18 protein-coding genes and 1 tRNA gene are annotated in these 24144 nt (G+C 66.6%); 6 read left to right on the top strand and 13 right to left on the bottom strand.

Annotated elements, in window-relative coordinates; genetic code table 11:
- Window positions 1–7: 7 nt before the first annotated feature.
- On the top strand, window positions 8–445 hold the full coding sequence (locus tag G6N28_RS19875; protein ID WP_163903250.1) for a hypothetical protein: 438 nt from the start codon (window positions 8–10) through the stop codon (window positions 443–445).
- 58 nt (window positions 446–503) lie between these two features.
- Here G6N28_RS19875 and G6N28_RS19870 read toward each other — a convergent pair whose 3' ends face one another.
- From G6N28_RS19870 to G6N28_RS19850, 5 genes are all read right to left on the bottom strand, one after another.
- Complete coding sequence (locus tag G6N28_RS19870; RefSeq protein WP_163903248.1) at window positions 504–1091, bottom strand: recombinase family protein; 588 nt, start codon at window positions 1089–1091, stop codon at window positions 504–506.
- A 191-nt stretch (window positions 1092–1282) separates the two neighbouring features.
- Entirely contained in the window at window positions 1283–2476 is a 1194-nt protein-coding gene (locus tag G6N28_RS19865) for an AAA family ATPase (RefSeq protein WP_163903246.1), read from the bottom strand.
- Entirely contained in the window at window positions 2473–2688 is a 216-nt protein-coding gene (locus G6N28_RS19860; RefSeq protein WP_235674633.1) for a helix-turn-helix domain-containing protein, read from the bottom strand. Before G6N28_RS19860 ends, G6N28_RS19865 begins: the two co-directional genes overlap by 4 nt.
- A gap of 147 nt (window positions 2689–2835) precedes the next feature.
- Complete coding sequence (locus G6N28_RS19855; RefSeq protein ID WP_235674632.1) at window positions 2836–3975, bottom strand: site-specific integrase; 1140 nt, start codon at window positions 3973–3975, stop codon at window positions 2836–2838.
- Between the two features lie 232 nt (window positions 3976–4207).
- Window positions 4208–5428 carry a L,D-transpeptidase gene (locus G6N28_RS19850; RefSeq protein WP_163903244.1) on the bottom strand — a complete coding sequence of 407 codons (1221 nt, stop codon included), beginning with the start codon at window positions 5426–5428 and terminating at the stop codon, window positions 4208–4210.
- 156 nt (window positions 5429–5584) lie between these two features.
- On the opposite strand from G6N28_RS19850, the gene G6N28_RS19845 reads away from it, so the two are divergent.
- Window positions 5585–5660, top strand: a tRNA-Lys gene (locus tag G6N28_RS19845).
- Window positions 5661–6032: 372 nt separating this feature from the next.
- Window positions 6033–6206 (top strand): hypothetical protein, encoded by a 174-nt coding sequence (locus tag G6N28_RS19840; RefSeq protein ID WP_163896474.1) that lies wholly within the window; start codon window positions 6033–6035, stop codon window positions 6204–6206.
- Window positions 6207–6212: 6 nt separating this feature from the next.
- On the opposite strand, the gene G6N28_RS19835 is transcribed toward G6N28_RS19840, so the two are convergent.
- Window positions 6213–6440: a DUF3618 domain-containing protein gene (locus G6N28_RS19835; protein WP_163903242.1), complete on the bottom strand. Its 228-nt coding sequence runs from the start codon at window positions 6438–6440 to the stop codon at window positions 6213–6215.
- 113 nt (window positions 6441–6553) lie between these two features.
- Between G6N28_RS19835 and bcp the strand changes: the two genes are divergently transcribed.
- Window positions 6554–7027, top strand: a complete 474-nt coding sequence (gene bcp, locus G6N28_RS19830; protein WP_163903240.1) for a thioredoxin-dependent thiol peroxidase — start codon at window positions 6554–6556, stop codon at window positions 7025–7027.
- On the opposite strand, the gene G6N28_RS19825 is transcribed toward bcp, so the two are convergent.
- The 5 genes from G6N28_RS19825 to G6N28_RS19805 form a co-directional block, all read right to left on the bottom strand.
- On the bottom strand, window positions 7004–8350 hold the full coding sequence (locus G6N28_RS19825; protein ID WP_163903238.1) for a dipeptidase: 1347 nt from the start codon (window positions 8348–8350) through the stop codon (window positions 7004–7006). The two genes, bcp and G6N28_RS19825, sit on opposite strands and share 24 nt — an antisense overlap.
- A gap of 102 nt (window positions 8351–8452) precedes the next feature.
- Window positions 8453–8845, bottom strand: a complete 393-nt coding sequence (acpS, locus tag G6N28_RS19820) for a holo-ACP synthase AcpS (protein WP_163903236.1) — start codon at window positions 8843–8845, stop codon at window positions 8453–8455.
- Window positions 8836–18105 carry a type I polyketide synthase gene (locus G6N28_RS19815; protein WP_163903234.1) on the bottom strand — a complete coding sequence of 3090 codons (9270 nt, stop codon included), beginning with the start codon at window positions 18103–18105 and terminating at the stop codon, window positions 8836–8838. The genes acpS and G6N28_RS19815 overlap by 10 nt, the downstream gene beginning before the upstream one ends.
- Before the next feature lie 507 nt (window positions 18106–18612).
- Entirely contained in the window at window positions 18613–19347 is a 735-nt protein-coding gene (locus G6N28_RS19810; RefSeq protein ID WP_163903232.1) for a DUF1906 domain-containing protein, read from the bottom strand.
- Between the two features lie 133 nt (window positions 19348–19480).
- On the bottom strand, window positions 19481–20173 hold the full coding sequence (locus G6N28_RS19805; RefSeq protein WP_163903230.1) for a MerR family transcriptional regulator: 693 nt from the start codon (window positions 20171–20173) through the stop codon (window positions 19481–19483).
- Window positions 20174–20491: 318 nt separating this feature from the next.
- On the opposite strand from G6N28_RS19805, the gene G6N28_RS19800 reads away from it, so the two are divergent.
- Window positions 20492–21787 carry an MFS transporter gene (locus G6N28_RS19800; RefSeq protein WP_163903228.1) on the top strand — a complete coding sequence of 432 codons (1296 nt, stop codon included), beginning with the start codon at window positions 20492–20494 and terminating at the stop codon, window positions 21785–21787.
- Here the strand turns inward: G6N28_RS19800 and G6N28_RS19795 are convergent.
- Entirely contained in the window at window positions 21784–22203 is a 420-nt protein-coding gene (locus G6N28_RS19795; protein WP_163906458.1) for a ChaB family protein, read from the bottom strand. The genes G6N28_RS19800 and G6N28_RS19795 overlap by 4 nt on opposite strands.
- A 545-nt stretch (window positions 22204–22748) precedes the next feature.
- Here G6N28_RS19795 and G6N28_RS19790 point away from each other — a divergent pair.
- Window positions 22749–23489 carry an IspD/TarI family cytidylyltransferase gene (locus G6N28_RS19790; RefSeq protein ID WP_179962122.1) on the top strand — a complete coding sequence of 247 codons (741 nt, stop codon included), beginning with the start codon at window positions 22749–22751 and terminating at the stop codon, window positions 23487–23489.
- On the opposite strand, the gene G6N28_RS19785 is transcribed toward G6N28_RS19790, so the two are convergent.
- Window positions 23458–24144, bottom strand: coding sequence for an IspD/TarI family cytidylyltransferase (locus tag G6N28_RS19785; protein WP_163903226.1), 687 nt, complete (start codon window positions 24142–24144; stop codon window positions 23458–23460). The genes G6N28_RS19790 and G6N28_RS19785 overlap by 32 nt on opposite strands.

The following is a 24144-nucleotide window of genomic DNA, read 5'->3' as shown; positions in this document are numbered from 1 at the left end:
TCACATCATGTTCGAGCTAAGGCTCTCGACCGTCGATAAAGATCGGGGCGCGACTCTCGCAACGATGCTGCGTGCTATCGCCGACGAAGTTGAGCGAATTCCTGACCACATCGACTGGGACGAGTGCGAAGAGTGGGAGCCGGTATTTGCAGAGGACGGATGGTTCATCGAACGCCACACTTACGCCGCCGATGGGAAACGCAACGGCGTGTGGGTCCTGGACGATTCGATACCGACAGCCGCACACAAGATTGGCGACACAGTCGCATTCGTCGGGCGGGTGGACTGCATGGCACCGCTACAGGAGGGAGCTCGTGGCACGGTCACTGACGTGCGGTGGGAAGCGCCAATGCCGCACGTTGAATATGCAATCGACTGGTTCGAGGGGCTGCTCTACGAGACAGACGACACGCATTGGGATGAATCACAAATCGCTGCTGTATGAAACACGCGGCACGACCAGCAACGGCGGACGTTGTCGTGGAAATTACGATGGTCTCCCGTTATGCCCCTTGGCTCAGCACCCGATAAACGGTGGCACGACTGACACCGAGCGCACTCGCGATCGTGGTCGCCGACTCTCCACTAGCGTGCATCCGCTGCGCCAAAGCCGCTTTCGCATCGTCTAGAGCCTTCGGACGACCGATTGACTGCCCGCGTGCGCGACGCGCCTCTCGCGCTGCCGTCCGACGCTCCCGCCCCAACTCCAATTCCAACTCGGCCAGGCTCGCCAGCACCCCCGCCACCATTCGACCAGTGGCGTTCGAGGTGTCGATCCCCTCGCGAATCGAACGCAACACGATTCCGCGCTGCCCCAACTCCCGGATTGTGGTCATTACCTCTGCGGCGTTACGGCCCAAACGGTCGATGCCCACGACCACGATGGCATCACCTTCGCGTGCATAGTCCAACAGCGCACCCAAGCCGGAACGCTCCTCCCGCGACGACATGCCCGACAGCTTGTCGGAGTAAATGCGTGACGAATCGACGCCTGCGGCGGTAAGCGCATCGACTTGCTGATCGAGCGATTGATGCCCAGTGCTTACTCGGGCGTAACCAAGTTGGGTGCCAGTAGCGATAGCCGTTGCCATACCTTAAGTGTCTCAAAAGTCTCAGAACACGTCAATATGAGACACCCATATTGACGCAACTTTTGAGACAATTTCAACTGGCAGTTCCGGCCCCATAGTAGGTCTCATCATGCCGTCTCAGTTCTTTAGTTTTGAGACGACGGGCGCGGACCAGCCCGGCTGCGCTGGTCCGTGCCCCTCATCGTCAGGCGCTACGCCGTCTGCTTTACAGCATCCCCATCACGGGGGTCGCCGAACTGAACAGAGGTGACTGACGTTTCTGACGTGACTGCATCGACGACCGAAGCGCTCGGGGTGCCCTCGGCGCAAGTTGCGTCAGTCACGTCGGTTACGTCGGTCGCCCCAACCTTCGTTGGTGTGGAAAACGACCAGTACGTTTTTCGAGGGAACCCGGCAGAGGTGACAGTGACGTTGAGCAATCGGGCAGCACGATCGATCGCCGAAGTACTGAACCCCTGCGCCTCCCCGAACTGTTTCACCTCTGCGGATGCAGTCTTCCCGTGGTCTACCAGATGCGTTTTGAGCCACTTCCGACACGCATGCCGGTCGTCAGAAGCGTTTCGCAACACGTCTCCCGCAGTGCGGTCAGAATTTCCTGTGATGGCGAAGCGCCCCACTACCCCAGTGCTACCCGAATCCGTTATAACGGAACAGGTTTCGATACGATACCTTAACGCAAGGTCTTCCTCGCCGGTTGAGTTCTTCGCTTGAGACATGATCCGATCGTCGGGCGATTCATCGTCCTTCACGAAGCCGAAGACTGCGCGGGCGACTTCACCGAAGGCTGACGAAGCGTTAATCCCTGCCACTATGTCATCTCCGGGCATCTTCTTGAGATGCGCGACGCCGAGGATGCAACCTTCCAGCAAGTCCGCCATACGCATCCAAGGCTGCAATGCCGCACGAACCTCGTTGTTTCGGTTGATATCTGCCTTGGCACTTATGGTGTCCATCAGCGGATCGACGACGATGAGCTTTATATCGTGCGCGACGAAACACTCCGTGAGCCTGTCCTCGTCGTCCACAGAGAGAAGACGGACCTGCATGCCGTCGCACCGCACCTCCGGGAAGAAAATTCGGTTCATCGCCGCGCCCGCTGCTCGCAAGCCCGGCTTGACGATGTACTTCACTGACTCCTCCGCCGGAGCGATGTAGGCGACGTTCTGCGGCCGCCCCTCCCAGCAGCCGGCCAGCGTGCCGTTCGACACCGCCGCTGCGAACCAGCGTGCAGCGGTTGATTTTCCGGCTCCCGGCCGACCCGCGAAGAGTGCCAACGTACCGAGTTGAATGCGTCCCTTCCCCCCGTAGGTCCACGCCCAAACTGGAACGTCATCGGTCACGTCCGTGGCGGGAACCAGCTTGACTGAGCGGTCTTTGCCGGTCATGCCGCACCGCCCAGCGGCGTCGCGAGACGGATCAGGGACTCCCGATCAACTCGTATGCTGCGCTTGCCGACGCGGTATGCGACTAGCCGACCCTCAGCGATGTAACGACGGATCGTTTTCTCGGACAGCCCGTGATGGTCGGCGGCCTGCTTGATGGTTGGTCGTTTCGGCAGCCCCTCGGCGAAGCTGACTGACGGGACCTCTTGAAACACATTTCTCCTTCGGCATGGCCCAGCCGCTTATCGGCCAGGGCCCAAATGATGCCTAGAGGAGGCTCGCTATCTGCGAAGTGTTTGGTGACGAGGTCACAGTACAGCGCACGCTTGGAAGCTGCAAATCCACGCCATTTCGCAAGATACTCAAGAACTTCCGTGCGGACCCGCCAGCCTGGTCATCTCACGGGCAATCGCCGCATCACGTTCATCAGCCGCGATCTGGTAACGCATTGCCATCGCCGGGGTTGTGTGGCCAATACGCCTCATCAATTCCTTCGTAGTCGCGCCAGCCTGGGCAGCGAGCGTCGCACCGACGTGTCGAAGGTCATGTACGCGCATCTCGGGTTTGCCCACGTTCGCAAAGCCAACCTTTACGGCCTTTGTGAAGGCCGTCGTCGATAGCCGCTGCCCGCGAGTCGTGGTGAACAAGAACGATTCCGGCCCCTGCCCCGTGTTGACGCGCATATGTCGGCGGAGAGTCTCAGCGACGTGGGGCGGGACAGTAACATCGCGAATTCCTGCATCCGTCTTCGGTGGGCCGACCTCAATTCGGTTCCCCACACGTGTGGCCACCCGGCGAATGCGCAGCACAGTGTTGCCATCAACGGTATAAACATCCTTCCGCCGCAGTTCAATTAATTCTCCGAAGCGGAGTCCACACCAGGCAGCAACCGGGACAGCAGCCCGATATTTCTCGGGGACGGCGTCAGCCACTTGCTCTAGCTCATCGGGAGTCAGCGGTCGAACATCACGAGGTTTCGGGGCCTTCCCCGCCGACTTGATCTGGCACGGATTCTCGGAGACGACCTTATCCGCAACCGCAGTGTTGAAGATCGTTCTCAGCAGTTGGTAGGCGTGAGCATTCCTCGTCGGCGTCGCCTTGCCCAGTCCGATCCACCAGGCGCGAACCATGCCGGGTGATACGTTCCTCAGCATTTCTTCGCCCAGCACCGGCAGTATTCGGCTGTTCAGTAGGTCCGCATACAGTGCCCGCGTCTTCGGTGTGAGGTCCCGCTCCAACAACCAGCCGTTGACGTATTCACGGAGTAGCACTGTTCCGGCAAGCTTAGTTGCGGCACGCGTATCTGGCGGCGTCCAGTCTCCCGATTCAATCAACCGGCGCTCGTTGGCCAACCAGCCCTCAGCGTCCATCCGCGTGTCGTAAGTGTGGGCGGCGTAGTAGCGGCGACCGTCGTCGGCCACGTAACTCGCCTGGACGCGCCCGTTGCGCATGGTGCGCAATGTGCCCCAGGAGCGCCTCTTAGCCTTTTTCACTGCGGCCACGGCTGCAACCTTAGCGCAACACCGACGCGTCTCCTAGCAGGCATTTATGCACCATTATGTCCGCTCTGAACGTTGCGAAGGTTCTCGTCCTTAGGGACTATAGGTGCAGTTCAATAGCCCTTTTCAACATTAATCCGCAGACAGGTTGTGATCCTGGCTGTCGCGGGTTCGAGTCCCGTCAGCCACCCCGATCGGTCAGGGAGCGGATTCCGCTCCCTGACCATTTTTCGGCTCAGACGCCGGCGTTGCCGGCCTTCCACGTCTCCCACGGGATGTTCCAGTCCCCGAGGCCGTCGGTGCCCGGCAGCGTGGAACCGACCGTGTTGATGACCTCGACGACGTCACCGCGCTTGGAGTTGTTGTAGAACCACTGCCCGTTGCTGGTGCTGACATTGACGCAGCCGTGGCTGACGTTGCTGTAGCCCTGGCTGCCCACCGACCACGGCGCCGCGTGCACGTAGATGCCGCTGTAAGAGATCTGCGTCGCCCAGTCCACCTCGGTGCGGTATCCGTTGGGCGAGTTGACCGGCACCCCGTAGGTGGACGAGTCCATCACCATGTGCGCGCGCTTCTCGCCGACGATGTAGGTGCCGTTGTTGGTCGGCGTGCTGTTCTTGCCCATCGAAACCGGCATGGTCTTGACGACCTCGCCGTTGCGCTTCACCGTCATCGTCTTGGTGTTGTCGTCGATCGTGGAGACGACCTCATCACCGATGGTGAAATGCGTTGAGACGTTCTCCTGCCCGAACAAGCCGTCGCCCAGGTCGACGCCGTAGGTGTTGACCGACACCTCGACCTTGGTGCCGGGCTTCCAGTAATGCTGTGGGCGCCAACGCACTTCGCGGTTGTTCAGCCAGTAGAAGGCGCCCTCGACCGGCGGCGTGGTCTTGATCGTGATCGCGCGCTGCGCGGCCAGACGGTTGGGGATGTTCTCGTCGAACCGGATCGCCACGGGCTGACCGACCCCGACGACCTCGCCGTCGCTGGGCACCACGTAGGGCATCGTCAGGTTTTCCGGCGAGTGCGTCTCGAAGGTCATCTGCCTGCTGGTGGCGCCGCCGAGGCCCATCGACTCCGCGGTCAACGTGTAGCGCTTGTTGTAGCCAAGCGGTTCCGTCGTCGACCAGGTCAGGCCGTCGGGGCTCAGCTTGCCGTCAACCACGCGCCCGTTCTCGTTGACCATCGTGACCGAACCCAGCACGCCCGATTCCGCGCTGACGGTCACCGGGGCGTCGACGCTGACCCCCACCGCGCCGTCCTTGACCGAGGAGACGAGCTTGGGAATGAGCAAATCCCCGTACGGCGTTCCCTTGTCTGTGATCACCTGGGGCTGCGGGGGCGCGGAATTGCTGCCGCAGGCAGACAGCCCCAACGCGACCACGGGGACAAGGGCAATGGCCGTCAGCCATGCACGACGTCGGCGCGGACGGGTCACAGCACGGACCTGCCACATGTTCTTTCCACCTCGCAACCAGGAAGCACGGAGCAACACTTCTCGAAACAGTGTATGGGCAAACACGCCTGGAAGTCGCCTCGGCGGCCTCCCCGGCAACCGCCTGCGCTCGGGATTTCACCCTGCGCCAGAGGGCCTGTTATTGTCGCACACGCAGCGCCGTTAGCTCAGTTGGTAGAGCAGCTGACTCTTAATCAGCGGGTCCGGGGTTCGAAACCCTGACGGCGCACCACGAGGGGCCGATCTTTCGGCCCCTTTTTGCATTTGGACTGGCAGGCGGGCAGCAAGCCCTCCCAGCCTGCCGCACGCATTACCGCCCACCCGGGCTTGTGAGCAGTCCGCGAAACGTTGCGGATTACGGATGCGCAAATTACTCTGCCGATCGACGGCCCCGCCGCAGACGATGTGCTGGCGATGACATAAGCAAACTTATGGTGAAAATCACACGCTGTCCCCGAAAGTTGCGGAGAAGACAATAACGGAACGGGGTTATTCGGGTTTTATGCTGCTAGAGGGCAAAAACTTCTGCTACAGTTTCGTTAGCTGACAGTGGGGCGACAGGCCGCGGGCCTGCCGAATGATCGAAGAGACGGGGAATTAGCTGATGTCGCAGATGAGCGGATCGTTGACGGCAAGCGCCGTCGGTTCGCACGCTGCCGATGAGGTAACTGTGGACAGCCCGGTCGCGGTCTACAGCTGCAGCCGTCTCGGCCGGGTCGCCAACCCGCCGAGCTTTTCCCTCGCCGACTGGTTCCGCTCCGCGCGGCGTCGGGGCTGAACGGCGTCAGCCGCGCTTGACCCGGCGCACCACCAACACCAGCAGCAACGCGCCCGCACCGGCCAGCGACATCGCCACGGCGGGCTTCTTGACGAACCGCACGGCACCAGCCTTGAAGTCTTCGGCCAGCCGGCTGGGGTTGGCCCGTTCGGCCAGAAGGTCCACGGTCGACGCCAGCTGATTGCGTGCCTGATCGATCTCCCGCTTGATGGTGTCGGGGTCGCGGTCTGCCACTTGCGCCTCCAAGCCGCCTGAGAAGTCGCCGCTCCACTTCGGAGCCTGCCGATCTACCCTAAAGCAGCCCGCGCTCACCGGAGCGCACCGGTCGACAAGAAGGGATGCCAGCCGTGCCACAGACACCGCGACTCGAGGTCGGCGACAAAGCGCCCGCGTTCAGCCTGCCGGATTCCGACGGCAACACGGTCAAGCTCTCCGACTACAAGGGCCGCAAGGTCATCGTGTACTTCTACCCGGCGGCATCGACGCCCGGCTGCACCAAGCAGGCCTGCGATTTCCGCGACAACCTCGCCGAGCTCAACGAGGCCGGGCTCGATGTCATCGGCATCTCCCCCGACAAGCCCGAAAAGCTCGCCAAGTTCCGCGACAAGGAGAAGCTGACCTTCCCGCTGCTGTCGGACCCGGACCGCAAGGTGCTCACCGAGTGGGGCGCCTACGGCGAGAAGACCATGTACGGCAAGAGCGTTCAGGGTGTTATTCGCTCGACGTTCGTCGTCGACGAGAAGGGCAGGATCGGGGTGGCTCAGTACAACGTGCGGGCCACCGGGCACGTCGCCAAGCTACGTCGCGATCTTTCCGTCTGAGCCGAGCTTCGCCAGCAGCAGCGCCTCGGCGGTGGCGGCGCGTTCCAGCACCCCGAGGTGCAGGCTCTCGTTGACGCTGTGTGCCTGTGTCGCAGGGTCTTCCACCCCGGTGACGAGGATCTTGGCCGACGGGAACGCCTCCGCGAACTCCGCGATGAACGGGATCGAGCCGCCCACGCCGGCGTCGACGGGTTCGGTGCCCCACGCCTCACGGAACGCGGCCCGGGCCGCGTCGTAGACCGGCCCGGTGGCGTCGATCCGATAGGGCTGGCCGAGGTCGCCGGGCGTGACGGTGACGCGCGCTCCCCACGGCGCGTGCGTCTCGAGATGACGCGTCAGCGCGGCCAGGTGTTCGGCCGCGTCGCCTCCCGGCGCGACCCGCATGCTGATCTTCGCCCTGGCCCGCGGGATCAGGGTGTTCGACGACTTGTCGATCGGCGTCGTGTCGATCCCGATGACCGTGATCGCGGGTTTGGCCCAAAGCCGTTGCGGCACTGAGCCGGACCCGATCTCGGACACCCCGTCGAGTAAGCCGGTCTCCCGGCGCAGCCGCTCCGGCGGATAGTCGACGTCGGCCGCCGTGGCCTCATGCAGCCCCGCCACCGCGACGTTGCCGTCGTCGTCGTGCAGGCTGGCGAGCAACCGCACCAGCGCGCTGAGGGCGTCGGGCACCACTCCGCCCCACAACCCCGAATGCAACCCGTGATCGAGGGTGGCCACCTCGACGACGCAGTCGGCGAGCCCCCGCAGCGACACCGTCAGCGACGGCACGTCGGTGCTCCAGTTGTCGGAGTCGGCGATGACGATCACGTCGGCGGCCAGCGTCTCACGCTGTGCGGCCAGCAGCTTCGACAACGACGGCGACCCGGATTCCTCCTCACCCTCGACGAACACCGTCACCCCGACCGGCGGTTTGCCCCCATGTGCCCGGAACGCCGCCAAATGCGTTGCGATACCGGCCTTGTCGTCGGCGGTCCCCCGGCCATACAGCCGGCCGTCGCGTTCGGTCGGCTCGAACGGCGGCGAGTGCCACTGCGTGTGGTCGCCCTCCGGCTGCACGTCGTGGTGGGCATACAGCAGCACGGTGGGCGCACCCGGCGGTGCGGGATGACGCCCGATGACCGCAGGCGCGCCGCCTTCGCTCACGATCTGGATGTCCCCGAATCCCGCGTCGGACAGCAGCTTTGCCACCGCGTCGGCGCTGCGGTGCACCTCCGGTCGGCGGGCCGGGTCGGCCCACACCGACTCGATCCGCACAAGATCCTCGAGGTCGCGCCGTACCGACGGCAGCACCTCACGCACTCGCCGCACGAGATCGTCCATGCCCTCGAGGTTAATGGGTCGCCGCCTGGCCGCGAGCGTGCGCAAACTCGCACAATTTGGCGGCGTGTCGCGCGCAGACACGCACGCTCGCGAAGAAACCCGTCAGCGCTCCTCGAGGATGGCGACCGCCGCCGCGGTGTCGGCCTCGTGGGTCAGCGACAAATGAATCGTCACGTCCTTGAGATGCTCGGCGATCGCGCCGGTGAGCCGGACCTTGGGCCTGCCCCACATGTCGGTGATGACCTCGATGTCGCGGTGGATGCCCTCGGGCAGCACCGGCCGCTTGGAGAACCGCGAGCCCGACCACGCCTTGATGACGGCCTCCTTGGCCGCCCACCGCGCCGCCAGGTGCCGGGCCGCCGACGAGCTCTTGTCGGCGGCGTCGCGACGCTCCCCGGGCGTGAACGTCTCGGCGAACACCGTTCCCGGCTGGTCAACCTGGGCGGCGAACTCGGGTATGGAGACCAGGTCGATCCCCACCCCGACTATCGCCATGGCGCAGCAGGCTCGTACACGTCGCCGTCACCGAGCCGCGACGCCGGGTTCAGCAGCATCTCGGCCTCCTGCCGCTTCTCCGGTACGTCGGCGGCGAACCTGCGGTCGGCCGGCTTCTCGTACAGCGCCGGTCCGCCCGCGATCGCCGACGCCAACCGGAGTTGACCGGCCAGCACCCGCGCGTTGGCGCGTTCGAGGTAGTCCTCACGCTGCTGCGGGCTCAGCGCCGCGATGAACGCCTGCGGATGCACCAGCGCCACCAGACCCGACACGTGCCCGAAGCCCAGGCTGGTCACCAGACCGGCCTTGAGCGGGAAGCTGTCGCCGAACCGCAACGTGTCGCGCAGCCAGACCAGGTGCTCGGCGCCCGCGAGTTCGTCGTCGACGCAGTCCAGGCTGCGGTTGGGCGGGATGACGCCGTCGCGCAGGATCTGGCACAGCCCCATGATCTGGAACGCCGCGGCACCGCCCTTGGAGTGGCCGGTGAGGCTCTTCTGCGACACCACGAACAGCGGGGCGCCGTCGGACCGGCCCAGCGAGGCGGCCAGCCGCTCGTGCAGCTCGGTCTCGTTGGGGTCGTTGGCCAACGTCGAGGTGTCGTGCTTGCTCACCACCGCGATGTCGTCGGCGCCGACGCCGAGCTTGGCCAGCGACCGCGCCAGGTCGGACTCGCGTCCGCCGCGGCCGGCGCTGAGCGCACCCAGGCCCGGAGCCGGGATCGACGTGTGCACGCCGTCGGCGAACGACGACACGTAGGCGATCACCGCCATCACCGGCAGGCCCATCTTGAGCGCCAGGTCCCCGCGGGCCAGCAGCAGGGTGCCGCCGCCCTGGCCCTCGACGAACCCGAGCCTGCGCCGGTCGTTGGCGCGGGAGAACTTCGAGTCGCTGATGCCCTTGGCGCGCATCATCTCGGTGTCCGCGGTGGCCGACATGTCCCCGAAGCCGATGATGGCTTCCAGCGTCAGGTCGTCGTAACCACCGGCGACGACGAATTCCGCTTTGCCCAAACGGATCTTGTCGACGCCCTCCTCGACCGACACGGCCGCGGTGGCGCACGCGCCGACCGGATGGATCATCGCGCCGTAGCTGCCGATGTAGGACTGCACGACGTGGCCGGCGTACACGTTGGGCAGGACTTCCTGCAGGATGTCGTTCGGCTTGTTCCGGCCCAGCAGGTTGCCGTGGTACATGGTCTGCATCGACGTCAGGCCGCCCATCCCGGTGCCCTGCGTGCTGGCCACCAGGCTGGGATGCACCCAGCGCATCAGTTCGGTCGGGGTGAAGCCCGCCGACAGGAACGCGTCGACGGTGGTGACGAGGTTCCAGATCGCCAGCCGGTCAATGGAGTTCATCATGTCCTGGCTGACGCCGTAGACCATCGGGTTGAACCCGGTGGGGATCTGCGCGCCGACCGTGCGCGACAGCTTCGTCTTGCGCGGAACCCGGATCTCGGTGCCTGCCTTGCGGGTGACCTGCCAGTCGCCGGTATCGGGCACCTTCGAGATCACGGTGTGCTCCGGATCGAAGTGCACGAACGCCCTGGCCTCTTCCTCGCTGGACACCACGAACGTGAAGTCCTTGTCGAGGAACACCGAAACCAGCAGCGGCGCGGCGTGATCCGGGCCGATGGCGCCGTCGTCGACGAACTCGCGGATGCCCACCCGGTCGAGCACAGCGTCGTGATAGCGCTCCACCAGCTCGCCCTCGTCGACGAGCTCGCCGGTCTCGGTGTCGTACCAGCCCGGGGTCGGATCGTCTTCCCACTTGACCAGGCCGGTGGTCCACGCCAGTTCCAGCACTCCGGCGGCCGAGAGTTCGTTCTCGACCTCCATCTCGAAGCGGGTCCGCGACGAGCCGTACGGCCCGAGTTCGGCACCGCCGACGATGACGACCAGGTCGGCCGGGTCGACGTCGAGGTCGTCCCACGCCGGCGGCGGTGCCGCGCGGTGCCCGCGCGGCGGCGACGGTAGCGCCCGGATCATGCCGTGCGCTTCGGGGTCCTCGGCGGCCGACTCCGACACCATCTCCTCACGGGCCTTGGCGCCGAGCTCCGAGAGATCGAGCTCCACGTCGGCCAGCCCGCCGGTCAGATCGGCCTGCAGCGGCTCGCGTGCGGCCGCCACCTTGGCTTCGATGTCGCACAGCCCGAGCAGCATGGTCGCCATCTCGTCGGTGGTGTAGGTGGTCACCCCGTCCTCTTCGACGGCGTCGACGATCGCGTCGTTGTGCCCCATCAGCCCGGTGCCCTTGGTCCAGCCGATCAGCGCGTGCGCCAACGAAACTCGTTGCGCCCAAGATGATTCGGCCTTCCACCGGGTGACCAGCGCGTCCAGCGCGGACTTGGCCTCGCCGTACGCGCCGTCACCGCCGAACATGCCGCGGTTCGGTGAGCCGGGCAGCACCACGTGTAGCCGCGCGGCAACGTCCCGTTCGGCGCCGACATGCGACAACCCGGAGATCAGCCGCTGGACCGCCCACAGCAGCACCTTCATCTCCATCTCGGCCCGCGACCCGACATCGGAGAGGTCGCCGGCGACCCGCGGTGCGGCGAATGGGAACAGCAACGTCGGGGTGAGCGCATCCTTGAGGTGGATCGATTGCGGCCCAAGGCTTTCGGTCTGTTCACTGCCCACCCACGAGACCAGCGCGTCGATATCGGTGTAGGACGCCATGTTGGCCGGAACCACCCACAGCTTGGCGTCGAACCGGGCGTGGTCGCGGTAGAGCGTGCGGTAGAACGCCAACCGGTCGTCGTCGAGTTTCGACGTCGTCGCGATCACCGTCGCGCCGCCGTCGAGGAGGTTGGCCACCACCGACGCGGCGATGGATCCCTTCGACGCACCGGTCACGACCGCGACCTCGTCGCTGTAGCGGCCCTTGCCGGGATTCTCCGCGCCCGCGGCGGCCCGGCCGTACAGCGAGGCGTGAATGTTGCGGCCCGCGGCCAGCGCCTTGCCCTGCCACCAGGTGGCCTGCTTGCCGACGACGTGGCCGGTGCCCTCGAACCGCTCCGACAGCCGCGGCCAGTCGGCGTCGATCTCGTCCTCGTCCATCAGCCAGATCTTGGCCAGGTCCTCGCGCGCACTGGCCCAGCGGTCGTCGAACAGCACCGCCTTGCGGGCGTCGAACACCGGCGCCACCAAACGCGGCCAGTCCGAACCCAGTTCGGCGGTCACCAGTTCGATCAGCTCGGCGTCGGTGGCATCCGGAACGCTCGCAGGGGCATCGAGGCCGAGTTGGCTCAACACCAGGCGGGCCGCCGATGCGAGCACCCCGTTGGGCCCGGTCACCTGCGCGGCGAACTCGCCCAGCGCGGCCGAATCGACCATGCCCCCGCCGCTGCCCGCGGCGGCCGCGGGCAGTGACACGGCGACGCCGTGCCGCGCCCCTACCGCCGCGACGGCGGCGTCGATGACCTTGTCGACGGTCGCCGCGTCGGCGAGCGCGCCGTCGTGCAGGCCGCCCAGGTCGCCGCCGCGCACGCTGGAACCCTCCCGGGTGCCCAGCGCGACTTCGACCGTGACGTGCTTGGCCCAGCCGTCACCGAGTTCCCAGACCTTCTTGACCCGCTCGGCGATGTAGGCCGGACGCTTGCCGGACGGGCCGAGCACCGTGCGCAACTGGTCGTTGATCGCGTCGGAAAGCACCGGGCCGAACGGCTTGTAGGTCCGGGCCAGCTTGGTCACCTGCCCCTTCAGCCCGGCCAGGTCGGCCTCGGCGGCGCCGTCGATGGCGCCGAGGTTCAGCTCCGAGCCCAAATCCACGAGCAGTTGGTTGCGTCGCGACGACGCGCCGTCGGTGATGGACTCGATGGAGTCCAGCGGCTCGATCTGGTCGATGCGCATCTTGGCCGACAGCGCGATCAGCGCCATGGTGGCGTCGGCGGCGTCGTAACCGAGGTCGTCGGGACGGGGTCCGCCCGACGGCGCGGCAGGGGCCGCGGGAATTTCGGGCGCCGCGACCGAAGGGGCCGCCTCGACCGCCTCGGGACCCGGCGCGTCATCGAGCTCGGGCTCCGGTTCCGGATCGGTGTCGGTGGCGAACAGCACCGCGGCGTCACGCTCGGCGTTGAGCACCTCGGTGGTGTTGTGGCTGTACTCCGGGAGTTTCAGCGTGTTCTGGGCCAGGCCTGCGACGGTCGGCGCGGACTTCACACCGATCTCGACGAAGCGCTCGACGCCGAGACCGCCCGCGGCCTCTTCGATGAACAGCAGGTCCTGGGTCTCGATCCAGCGCACCGGGCTGGCGAACTGCCAGGCCAGCAGTTCGATGACGATCTTGCGGCACAGCTCTTTCGGCCGCTCGTTGCGCCAGGTGTCGTAGTCGGCCAAGACCTCGTCGAGCGGTTCGGCGGGCACGAGTTCGCGGATCTCTTCGATGAAGTCCCGGTCGAGGGTGAACGGGCGCGGCACCAGGTTCGGAATGTAGCGTCCGACAACCAGTTCCGGATCTGCTTCCTCCGGCATCACGCGTTCCAGCGCGCGCCGGAAGTCGGCGACCCCGATGCGCAGCACCGAGGAGTGGAACGGCACGTCGATACCGGGCACGAGGATGAAAGAGCGTTTGCCACCGGTGATCTGGCGGCGTTTCTCGACTTCTTCCTCCAGCGCCTCGAGCCCGGCGACCGTGCCGGCGATCGCATACTGCGAACCGCGCAGGTTGTAGTTCACGATCTGCAGGAACTCGCCGGTGCGCTGCGAGATCTCCTCGACGAACGCCGGAACGTCGGCGTCGTCGAGATCGATCTGCGACGGGCGGATCGCGGCCATCCGGTAGTCCGACCGGCCCTGGGCGTCGCGCGGAACGATGTCGTGCATCTTGGAGCCGCGGTGGAACACCGCCTCCAGCAGGCCCTCGAGCTTGTACACCCCGATGACGCAGGCCAGGGCGGTGTACTCGCCGACCGAGTGGCCGCAGGCGATCGCGCCCTCGACGAACGCGCCCTGCTCACGCATCTCGGCGACCTGGGCCGCGGCCACCGTCGCCATCGCCACCTGGGTGAACTGCGTCAGGTACAGCACACCCTCGGGATGGTGGTAGTGCACACCGGAGGCGATCAGGCTGGTCGGGTTGTCGCGCACCACGTGCAGCACCGAGAAGCCCAGCACATCGCGGGTGAACTTGTCGGCGGTGTCCCAGACCTTGCGCGCGGCCTTGGAACGTGCCCGCACCTCCATGCCCATGCCCTTGGACTGGATGCCCTGGCCGGGGAAGGCGTAGACGGTCTTCGGGGCGGCCAGCTGCGCCGTCGCCGACATCACCAACTCGTTGTCGACCCGGGCGGCCACCTCGATCACCTCGGCGCCGCGGTCGATGCCGACGCGGTCCACGCGGAACTCGATTTCGTCGCCGGGCAGCACCATGCCCAGGAAGCGCGACGTCCAGCCCACCAGGCGGGCGGGCGGGGTAGCCCGGCCGTCGGTCGCGGTGACCACGTGTTGGGCTGCCGCCGACAGCCACATGCCGTGCACGATCGGTGATTTCAGCCCGGCCAGCAGGGCGGCTGCCCGGTCGGTGTGGATCGGGTTGTGGTCACCGGAGACGACGGCGAACGCGCTCATGTCGGTGGGCGCGGTGACGGTGACGTCACGGCGGCGCCGCCGGGGCGTGTCGGTCGCGTTGTCGGTCATCGCGCCGCCGGCCCGCGGCGGGTCGGTGAGTTCGCCCGCGCCGGTGCGGCCGCGGATCGCGAACCGCTCCTCCAGTCGGGCCAACACGGTGCCGTCGCTGTCGGCGATGCTGACCCGCAACGGGATGACCCGGCCGTACTCGGTGTCGGTGGCGGTGGAAACCGTTGCGGTGACGGTCAATTCGGCCTTGATCTTAGGCATCGGCGCGAGCAGGTGCGCGGCGTGGTCCAGGTGCACCAGGCTCAGCAGGCCTTCGACCACGGGGAAGCCGTCCTCGGTGGTCGCCGAACCGATCACCGAGAACACCGCTGGCCAGCAGTGCCCCACCAGCGCATCGGGCACCAGCGTGAGACCCGGCGCCAACGGCGCGCCGAACGTCGCGGTGACCCCGGTGTGGTCGGCGACCTGCTCGGGATCCCAGTCGACGGTCACCGTCGCGGTGTTGCCGTCCACCGGCGGCAACGCGTCGGGTGTCTGGACACCCGCGGCGATCGCCAGAACCGAGCGCATCGCCGCCGAGGCGTCCTCGACGGTGACGACCGGCATGCCGCCGTTGACCGTGCACGGCGGCAGCGTGAACGGGATGTTGATCCAGATGTCGGAGAGCGGAACGCTGAGCGTGACGCCGTCGGATCCGAGCTCGAGCCGCGCACCGGTGGAAGCGTGTGTGGCGCTGGGCTTTCCGGGCACGTCGTTGACCTGCCACTCATCGGGGGGACCGATGCGGTGTACGGGATTGATCGCGGTGCGCCCCGCCCACAGCACGTCCGGCGAGTCCAGCACGACCGCCAGGGGCCCGGTGATGTCGGCGCGCGCGAAGCGTCGCGACACCACCGGCACGGGCTGGCCGTTGGTGGCGAGCACCTGATCGATCGCGGCCTTCTCGAAGCGGTCGAGCAGCTCACCGACCGGCTCGTCGGCGCGGGTGATGCCGGCCACCGCCTGGATGCCCGGGATGATGCACACCTGGTCGGCCGAATACCGCGCGTCGTGGGCCTGCCACAGCGAGTCGCTGCGCCACCAGCGCCGCACGTCCTTGTCGATGACCGGCACGAAGTTCACCGGCTTGCCGGGGGTCTTGCACAGCGTGATGAAGAACGGCACGTCCGCCGGATGCAACTTGAGCGTCTCGGCCTCGGGGTAGCGCGCCAACAGCGTGGCGATGGCCCGCTGCGGATCCTCCAGTAGCGCACGGCCTTCGGCGCCATCCGCACCTTCGGATTCGGCGTAGAACAGCGTCTCGATGGTTCCGGAGTCCTGAGGGTGCAGCCGGGCCTCGGCCCGCTGAAGCATGGCCGCGAACCGGTCGCGCCAGGTGTCGGCCAGCCACGGGCTGCCCGGCGCCACGGTGTCGGCGGTGCTGTCGCCGTCGCCGACGGTCAGCTCCACGTACCGCTGCAGCCACTGCAGGTAGGTCATGTCGCCGACGTCGCCGAAGTAGGGCTTGCAGGTCTTGGCCATCGCCGCGATCAGTTCATCGCGGCGCGCCGCGACGGCCTCGGCGTCACCGGCGACCTCGTCCAGGAGCCGGCCGCACCGCGACGCGGCGTTGTCGATCTCGTGGATGTCGGCGCCGAGCTGGCTGCGCGAAGATGCCATGCCGCCCTGCGCTTTTCCTGCGCTGATCCAATGATCGGTGCCGCCCGTCTCGACGAGCATCTGCTTGACGGCCGGTGAGGTGGTGGCCTCCAGCGTGGCCATCGCCGCGGTGCCGACCAGAATGCCGTCGACGGGCATGGGCGGGTAGTTGTAGGGCTTGGCCCAGTTGCCGGACAGGTACTCGGCGGCCCGCTCCGGGGTGCCGATTCCACCGCCGACGCAGACCGTGATGTTGGGCAGCTTGCGCAGTTCGGCGTAGGTCTCCAGCAGGAGGTCGTCGAGGTCCTCCCACGAGTGGTGCCCGCCCGCGCGACCGCCCTCGATGTGCACGATCACGTCCTTGCCGGGCACTTCGGCGGCGATGTTGATCACCGACTTGATCTGGTCGACGGTGCCGGGCTTGAACACCACGTGGCTGATGCCCACGCTGTTGAGCTCGTCGATGAGGTCGACGGCTTCGGCGAGTTCCGGAACGCCCGCGCTGACGACGACACCGTCGATCGGCGCACCGGACTGACGTGCCCTCTGCACCAAGCGTTTTCCGCCGACTTGAAGCTTCCACAGATACGGGTCGAGGAACAGGGCGTTGAACTGCACGGCACGTCCGGGCTCGAGCAGGTCGGTCAGCTCCGCGATGCGGTTCTCGAAGATCTCCTCGGTGACCTGTCCGCCACCGGCCAGCTCAGCCCAGTGCCCGGCGTTGGCGGCCGCGGCGACGATCTTGGCGTCGACGGTCGTCGGGGTCATGCCCGCGAGCAGGATGGGCGAGCGCCCGGTCAGCCGGGTGAACTTGGTCGACAGCTTCACCGAGCCGTCGGGCAGTGCCACGGTGGTGGGCGCGAAACTCGACCAGGCGGGCGGCACGTCGGGTTCGGCGCCGACGGTGAACAGGTTGCGCTGGCCCACCCGGGTGGCGGCGGGCACCAGGCCGATGCCCAGCCCGCGGACGATCGGCGCGGTCACCCGGGTCGCGGTGTCGCTCGGCCCCAGGTCGACGATCCACTTCGCGCCGGCCTCGTGCAGCCGCTCGACCTCGGCCACCCAGTCGATGGGCCGCACGAAGATCGATTCGGTCATCTCATGCGCCAGCTCGGCGTCGATTCCGCACTGCGCGGCCCAGCGGTCGACGAGTTCGACGCCGTCGGCCAGCCGCGGCGTGTGGAAGCCCACCTCGACCTGCACCCCGTGGAACTGCGGCGAGAACACCGCGCCGCCGCGCAGCTTGTTCTTGCGCTCGGCTTCTTCCTTCTCGGTGATCTTCGCGCAGTACAGCTCGAAACGGCCGAGTTGTTCTGGCGTGCCGGTGATGACCACCGACCGTCGACCGTTGCGGATCGAGAGCACCGGCGGCAGCACCGTCCGGACGTCCTGGGAGAACTCGTCGAGGAGTTCGGCGATGCGGTCCGGATCGACGTTGGTGACCGACACCATCGGTGACTTGTCCCCGCGGCCCACCATGCCGCGGCGCCGCGAGACCAGTGAACCTGCCGCGCCGATCAGCTGCAGCAGAGCCAGCAGCTCGGCGTCCCTTGCGCCGTTGGCGCGCAGCGACTCACAGGCCATCAGGCCCTGGGAGTGACCGGCCATCGCCACCGGCGGGCTGCCCTGCAGATCCAGGCCCTGGCGGGTCAATGCGCGGATGGCCGCCATCTGGGTCAGCAGGATGCCCGGGCCCGAGATGGCGGCGGTGATCAGCTGCTTGCTGGTGGGCAGCGGTTCTTCGGCGGCCAACGCCCGCACCCACTTCATCGGCTCGAACCCGATGGGCCGGACCACGACGAGCTCACGGGCCACCGGCTCGAGGAGCAGCTCGGCCTCGCCGACGACCTCGCTGAGCTCAGATTCGATGCCGGCCGAGCTGACGAGCTCCTCGAGATTCTCCAGCCAGGAGCCGCCTTGGCCGCCGAACGCGACCGCATACGGTTCGCCTGCGTTCAGTCGATCAACGAGGGCGTGCGTGCCGGCAAGGGCGGCCGAGTCCTGCGTCTTGCGGTCGGTGGGCGCCCGGTGCTGCTCGTTGATCGTCACGTCGTGTTGTCTCCCTCGGTCCCGCTTGTACTGCTCGTCGTCTGTGGCTGTCGGCCCTGATGCTTTGGGTGGCTCGCGCGCACGCGAGGCTCTGCGATTCGACGTCGAATCCCGACCGTTTCAGGTCTGTGCGGCCAGAGCGGTCTCACGACTGTCGCGCGGACTCTCCGGCCGTACTAAGAGTCTCATAAGAACCAGGCCATTCTGACAGCCCAAAATGGTTACTAGCGAGTTCTACGCTTTAGTAACCGATAGTTGGGTAACGCGGAGTTCGACGGGCGCAGAAGGCTTCTGGGACAAACGTCCTGCATGCAGGTGGTTACGGTGGAGTAGGGCTAATTTCCCTGATCAAGGCAGTATTGTTATCGAATCGTTATCTCTGATTTCTCGTTGCGGTCTGCCGTCCGGAGCACGGGCAAAAAATGCGACAGCTCGCCGAGAATTGTCTCCCGCCCCAGCCCAGCCACCAGAAGTTGTTTGCTGGCGTTATTACTAATCGGTAAGGTTTTAGTCCCACTGACCGTAGCTGGGCTTGAGTATGTGGTTGATGTCCACGCCGACGCCCCCGACCGACCGCTTGTCGATCTCGACTTGGTGCAGATGCGCGGCGGGGTGGGCGACCTTTCCGGGCGATCCCCAGTTGTGCTGCCAGTAGTAGCTTCCCAGGCCGTCCTGCAGGGCCCACTCGATGGTCTTGGAGTTGGCGTACACACCGACGCGCTGCCGCCCCAACACCGCCTCCCAACCGCGCAGATACGGTGCCACCTGCTGCTTGTACTGCTCATAGGTGGGGTTGTCGTCGATCGAGGCGTAGATCGGGGCCCCGTAGGAGCCGCCCGCGGCGACGTGCAATTCCCAACCCCGCTTGGCATGGGCGACGCCGGCCTTCTGGCCACCGAGCCAGTCCGCGGTGTCCCGTTTGCCGTACTGATAGCACGACACGATCTTCAACCCGTTCTGGTACAGGTCACGGGCCTCGGCCAGCTGGATCGGCTTGCCGAGCATCCAGTCGCCGCCGGGCCGTCGGTCGGAGACATACCGGATGGCTCCGACCGCGCCGGAGGCGCGGATATCGGCGGCCTTGATGACGCCCGCCGCGTAATCCAGCAGGATGCCCAGCGGCGCCGCAGATGCCGTCGCGGGAGACGCCGCGGCTGTCAGCGCCTGTAGGCCACCGCCGGCAGCCAGCACCGCCGGCGCCGCGACCGCCCCTTTCAGCACCGTGCGCCGTGAAATCGACATCCGCCACAGGGTACGACAAACGCCACAAAATTAACGTCTGCGCCACTGGTCACAGGTGCATCAAGATTTCCGTGCTTGAGCATCACGGCGGCGGGGTTGCCCAGCGAACCGCGCCACCGAGCGACACCGAGGATCAGGCCGGGGGGTTCTGCTGTTGGCGCAGGGATTTGTCCAGCTCACCGGCCACCACCCGGCGCCACAGTTCCCGGAAATCCTGGGTCACCCGGCTCATCTCGTCGGGCGCTGGTGCTCGCCTTCCAAACCTGTCGGCCACGCATTCCTCGAGCACCTCGACGAACCCGTCGGCCATGCTCCTGATCGCCGACCGCGTCGCCTCGTAAATGCGCAGCAGCGCGCGAATGTAAAGCAGGTGGTCTGACGTGCGGGCGATGACGTCACTGATCGCCGGGTCGGCGAGCACGACGACACCCTCGGTCACCTCGGCCAGGCCGTACTCGACCAACCGCCGCGCCTCCTCGCCGTCGGGATCGATGTCGATGCCGGGCGACTCCGCCGAGGATCGCGGTCCCGACTCGACGGCCTGATCGGCGGGCGGGCCGAGTACGGCGCGTTGGATTCCCAGGATGTCGGCCAGATCGGCGCCTTGGCGCATGCTCGAGAAGAACTCGGCGATGTGTGCGGAGTTGAAGCCCCGCCGATGCAGCTGGTTGATGGTGCGCAGCTGCGACAGGTGGTAGTCGTCGTAGAACGCCGACCGCCCCACCCGACGCGGGGGGTCGAGCAAACCTCTTTCGCGATAGGCACGGATGTTGCGGGCACTGACACCGGAGATCCGCGCGAGTTCCTCAAGTCGGTACTCAGCCAACCCGGGCCCTCCCCGCCGGGTGCGGGGTGCACATCGACCCGGCACCGCCACGAATCATGCGACCACTGTAACCGCGATCCGGCGCGGGCGAGCGAATCAATTGCACATCGACGGGTATTTGCTAGAGATGTTCCGCAAAGCTGTTGACAGCCGTTATCGACCACCGCCCGGCCGTTGCGCGCTGTGCACCTGCTCAACTTACAGCCAACTCGCCGAGGTGGGTGAGTGAGCTCACGACGGCGCGATTGGCGCGGACGGTCGGCGTTACGCGACGATGTTTCAGGCAGCCACCACACCACTGGGTCAGCGAGGTTCGTTGTGCGTCCCTGGATCGTCTGGGCCACCGGACTGTTCGCATACATCGTCGCCGTGCTCGACCGCACCACGCTGGGTGTCTCCGGGCTGGACGCCGCGAACCGCTTCCAGGCCAGCCCGAGCGTGCTGTCCACGTTCGTCGTCCTGCAGGTCGTCGTCTACGCCGCAGCGCAGGTTCCCGCCGGGGTGCTGCTGGACCGGTTCGGCTCGAAGACCCTCATCGTCTCGGGCGCCGCGTTGATGGCGTCGGGTCAGTTCGCGCTCGCCCTCACCGAGTCGCTGCCCACCGCCATCGCCGCACGGGCGGTACTGGGTCTCGGTGACGCCGTCACGTTCATCTCCGTGCTGCGCCTGGTACCGCACTGGTTCAGACCGCGGCAGGTGCCGCTGGTAACCCAGCTGACCGGCATCTGCGGCCAACTCGGCCAAGTGCTTTCCGCGGTACCGTTTTTCGCGCTGCTCAACGCTCAGGGTTGGACCACGGCCTATGCGTCGGTCGCGGCGTTGGGCGTGGTGTCGATCGTCTTGACGCTGCTGTTGGTGAAGAACGCCCCTCACGGCACCGTCGTCGACATTCAGACGACGTCGATCGCCGAAACGCTGGCGAAGGTGAAGACCGTGTGGCTGCGGCCGGGCACGCGACTGGGTTTCTTCACCCACATGGGTACGCAGTTCTCCGTCACGGTTTTCGCGCTGATGTGGGGGGTTCCCTATCTGACGGTGGGTCAGGGCGTCTCGGCCGGCACGGCCGGCGCGTTGTTGACCCTCTCGGTCGCCTCCGCGATCTGGGCGGGCATCGCGATCGGCATCTTCACCGGCAGACACCCCCACCGGCGCTCTCGGCTCGTGCTGGCGATCATCGGCAGCAACGCATTGGTCTGGTCGGTCGTGTTGGCCCTGCCGGGCCGTGCACCGCTGTGGTTGCTGGTCACACTGGTGGTGGTGATCTCGGTCGGCGGTCCAGGCTCGATGGTCGGGTTCGACTTCGCGCGAACGTTCAACCCGAGCGCCACCCTGGGCACCGCCCAGGGCATGGTCAACATGGGCGGGTTCGCCGCTTCCCTGCTGGTGATGCAGACGATGGGCGTGATCCTCGAGGCCGCAGGCGGCTTCTCGTTCGAGTCGTTCCGGCTGGCGTGGGCCGTGCAGTACGCGGTCTGGGCACTGGCCGTCGTCGGCATTCTCATCACGCGCCGCAAAGCGCGCAGGCTGATGGGACTCCAGGGCGCACCACCCGAGCTGATGAGGGAGCGACTGCTTCTCGAGACCCCGGATGTGCAACCGCCCGCCCGCGACTAACGGTTACGCGCGGTGGCGCGACGGTTGGCCTTCTTGATCGCGGAAACCAATTCATCCTTGTTCATGGTGGAGCGACCCGAAATATCAAGGCGCCGTGCAACTTCCACGAGATGCCTCTTCGAGGCGTTCGCGTCCACACCTTCGGCGGACTTTCCTTTCGGGTTCGGCCCGCCGCTGCGCGCCCGCTGGTCCGAGGGCCCCTTCTTGGATTTCGGCTCCCAATGGTCGCCGACTTTTTCGTAGCTGTGTTTGAGGGCGTCGTAGGCGACGCGGTGGGCGCGTTGGCCTTCGCCGTACTGCTTGACCGCGGCGTCGTGCGCCTTGGCGAACGTCCGTTGCGCCTTGGCGTCCGACTTCTGCAGCGTGCTCGGCAACTCGCTCTTGCGAGCGCTTCCGCTCTTCGTCGTCTTCGGCATGGTGTCGACCTCCTCCTTTTCGTCGAACGGCCGCACATCGGGTTCCCTGCCGTCCGACGACTAAACGTGCTAACGATGCCGGGGCCGCGGGCTCACGCCGAGGACGGGTAGTGGACTACGCGTGTGGGTCTGCCCCGTCGGTTCGAGCATCAAAGCGCGAGCCGACACGCGCCGCACCTGCCGGGGTGCGTTCGCCGTACACGTCGACGACCGGGAAATCTTCCTGCCACCGGGTTGTCGGCGGCTCGTCGACGTGCTCGGTCACGGCGCCGACAAGCCGGTCGCGCACCATCCTCGCGCGCGCTCCACTCAGTACCCACCGGCAGCGCTGACGCCCGACAACACATCGACTCTCGCGATTCGAGAATGTCGTGAACGCCGTACTGGTGCTGAGCGTGGTGCTGGGGATCCCGTTGGTCGCAATCGCGTCGTACCACCTGCAGACCCGCTTGGAGCGATGGGATCACGACCGACACGCCGAAGATTGACGGCCGCTGCCGACACGCGAGCCGGCCGCGCACGCCGCACAGTGTCAAGATACGAGGATGCCTGTGTCCTCAACGCCGTACGCCGTGGGGGTGGTGTTGGCGGCGGGCCTGGGGTCACGGGTCGGCGCCGACGGCAACAAGGCCTATCTGCGCGTGGCAGATCGCGCCATGGCAGCCTGGTCGTTGGACACGTTGACCCAGCTGACAGACGTCGCGCGGGTGGTGCTGGTCTACCGGCAAGGTGAGCGCCGGCTGGCCGAGGACACCGTGAGCCGTGAACTGCCCACGGCCACAGTCGAGTTCGTCGAGGGCGGGGACAGCCGCCATGCCTCCGAGTTCAACGTGTTGCGGTACCTGGCCGCCGACATCGAATCCGGGGCGATCGACGTGGTGCTGATCCACGACGCCGCCCGCCCGGTGGCCGGAGCCGACATGTTCGTCACCGCGGTGTCGGTGGCCCGCCAGTACGGTGGCGCGATCCCGGCGCTGCCCCTGCCCGATGTGGTGAATGCGGACGACCGAATCGAGTCGCCGAGACATACCGCGACGCTGGTTCGGGTCCAGACGCCGCAGGCGTTTCGGGCCGCTCCGCTGCTGCAGGCGTTCCGGCACGCCGACCGTGAGCGCTTCGAGGGCACCGACACGTCGTCGTGTGTCGAGGCGTTCACCGATCTGGAGGTCCGCACCTTCCCCGGCGAACAGCTCAACATCAAGGTGACCTACGCCCGCGACATCGCCGTCGCCGAACGCCTGCTCGCGGACCGGGTCAGTTCCGATCCCGGTGCCGGCTCGCGATGACCGCCTCGAAAAACGGCGCATCGCCGGGTAACGCGGCGCGATAGCCGTCTGGGTCCCCGGCGACGACGGTGATCGGCAGCCCGGCGCGAAGGGCCTCGGCGATCTCGTCGAAGTCCTCTGAGGCGGGCCGCGACAGCAACGACGCCAGGGGACCGACGGCGAAGCCCCGCGGATACTGCGCGGCGGCCAGCGTGGACCGATCCACGGTGGCGATCACCGATCCGCTCGCATCGACGGCTTTGACGCTGTCGGTGACCGGAAGCGTCGGCACCACGACCCCGTCGGTCAACCCGGCGACCACCCGCTCACACAGCTCCGCGGAAACCAGCGGTTGACAGATGTCGCCGACCAGCACATGCGTCGTCGATACGGATTGGCGCTCAAGATGTTCCAATCCTGCCCTCAGGCACTGGAGCCGGGCACCGGGTGTGTCGGCTACCGCGACCGCCACAGTGGCGCTGTCGGCAAGGGCCGCGCGCACGTCGGCGACAAGCGGTTCGGCGGCCGCGACGACGACGCGGGCAGGCTCGGTGACCGCGTCGAGCATCGCGCGCACGATCCGCACCAGTGGGGACTGTCCGGCCAGCGGGAGGAAAGCCGACGCCGTGTTCTGCGCGACCGAAATCGGCAGCGGCACAATCGCCGAGAGCTTCAC

The sequence above is a fragment of the Mycolicibacterium pulveris genome (genome assembly GCF_010725725.1).
GTDB lineage: Bacteria > Actinomycetota > Actinomycetes > Mycobacteriales > Mycobacteriaceae > Mycobacterium > Mycobacterium pulveris.
Note: the sequence above shows the minus strand (reverse complement) of the source record. Positions and strands in the feature narration are given on the sequence as shown.

Coding starts and splice junctions, on each gene's coding strand:
- G6N28_RS19795 (WP_163906458.1), bottom strand. CDS start 22,203: ATGCCGAAGACGACGAAGAGCGGAAGCGCTCGCAAGAGCGAGTTGCCG.
- G6N28_RS19810 (WP_163903232.1), bottom strand. CDS start 19,347: ATGTCGATTTCACGGCGCACGGTGCTGAAAGGGGCGGTCGCGGCGCCG.
- G6N28_RS19870 (WP_163903248.1), bottom strand. CDS start 1,091: ATGGCAACGGCTATCGCTACTGGCACCCAACTTGGTTACGCCCGAGTA.
- G6N28_RS19865 (WP_163903246.1), bottom strand. CDS start 2,476: ATGACCGGCAAAGACCGCTCAGTCAAGCTGGTTCCCGCCACGGACGTG.
- G6N28_RS19790 (WP_179962122.1), top strand. CDS start 22,749: ATGCCTGTGTCCTCAACGCCGTACGCCGTGGGGGTGGTGTTGGCGGCG.
- G6N28_RS19825 (WP_163903238.1), bottom strand. CDS start 8,350: ATGGACGATCTCGTGCGGCGAGTGCGTGAGGTGCTGCCGTCGGTACGG.
- G6N28_RS19875 (WP_163903250.1), top strand. CDS start 8: ATGTTCGAGCTAAGGCTCTCGACCGTCGATAAAGATCGGGGCGCGACT.
- G6N28_RS19850 (WP_163903244.1), bottom strand. CDS start 5,428: ATGTGGCAGGTCCGTGCTGTGACCCGTCCGCGCCGACGTCGTGCATGG.
- G6N28_RS19840 (WP_163896474.1), top strand. CDS start 6,033: ATGTCGCAGATGAGCGGATCGTTGACGGCAAGCGCCGTCGGTTCGCAC.
- acpS (WP_163903236.1), bottom strand. CDS start 8,845: ATGGCGATAGTCGGGGTGGGGATCGACCTGGTCTCCATACCCGAGTTC.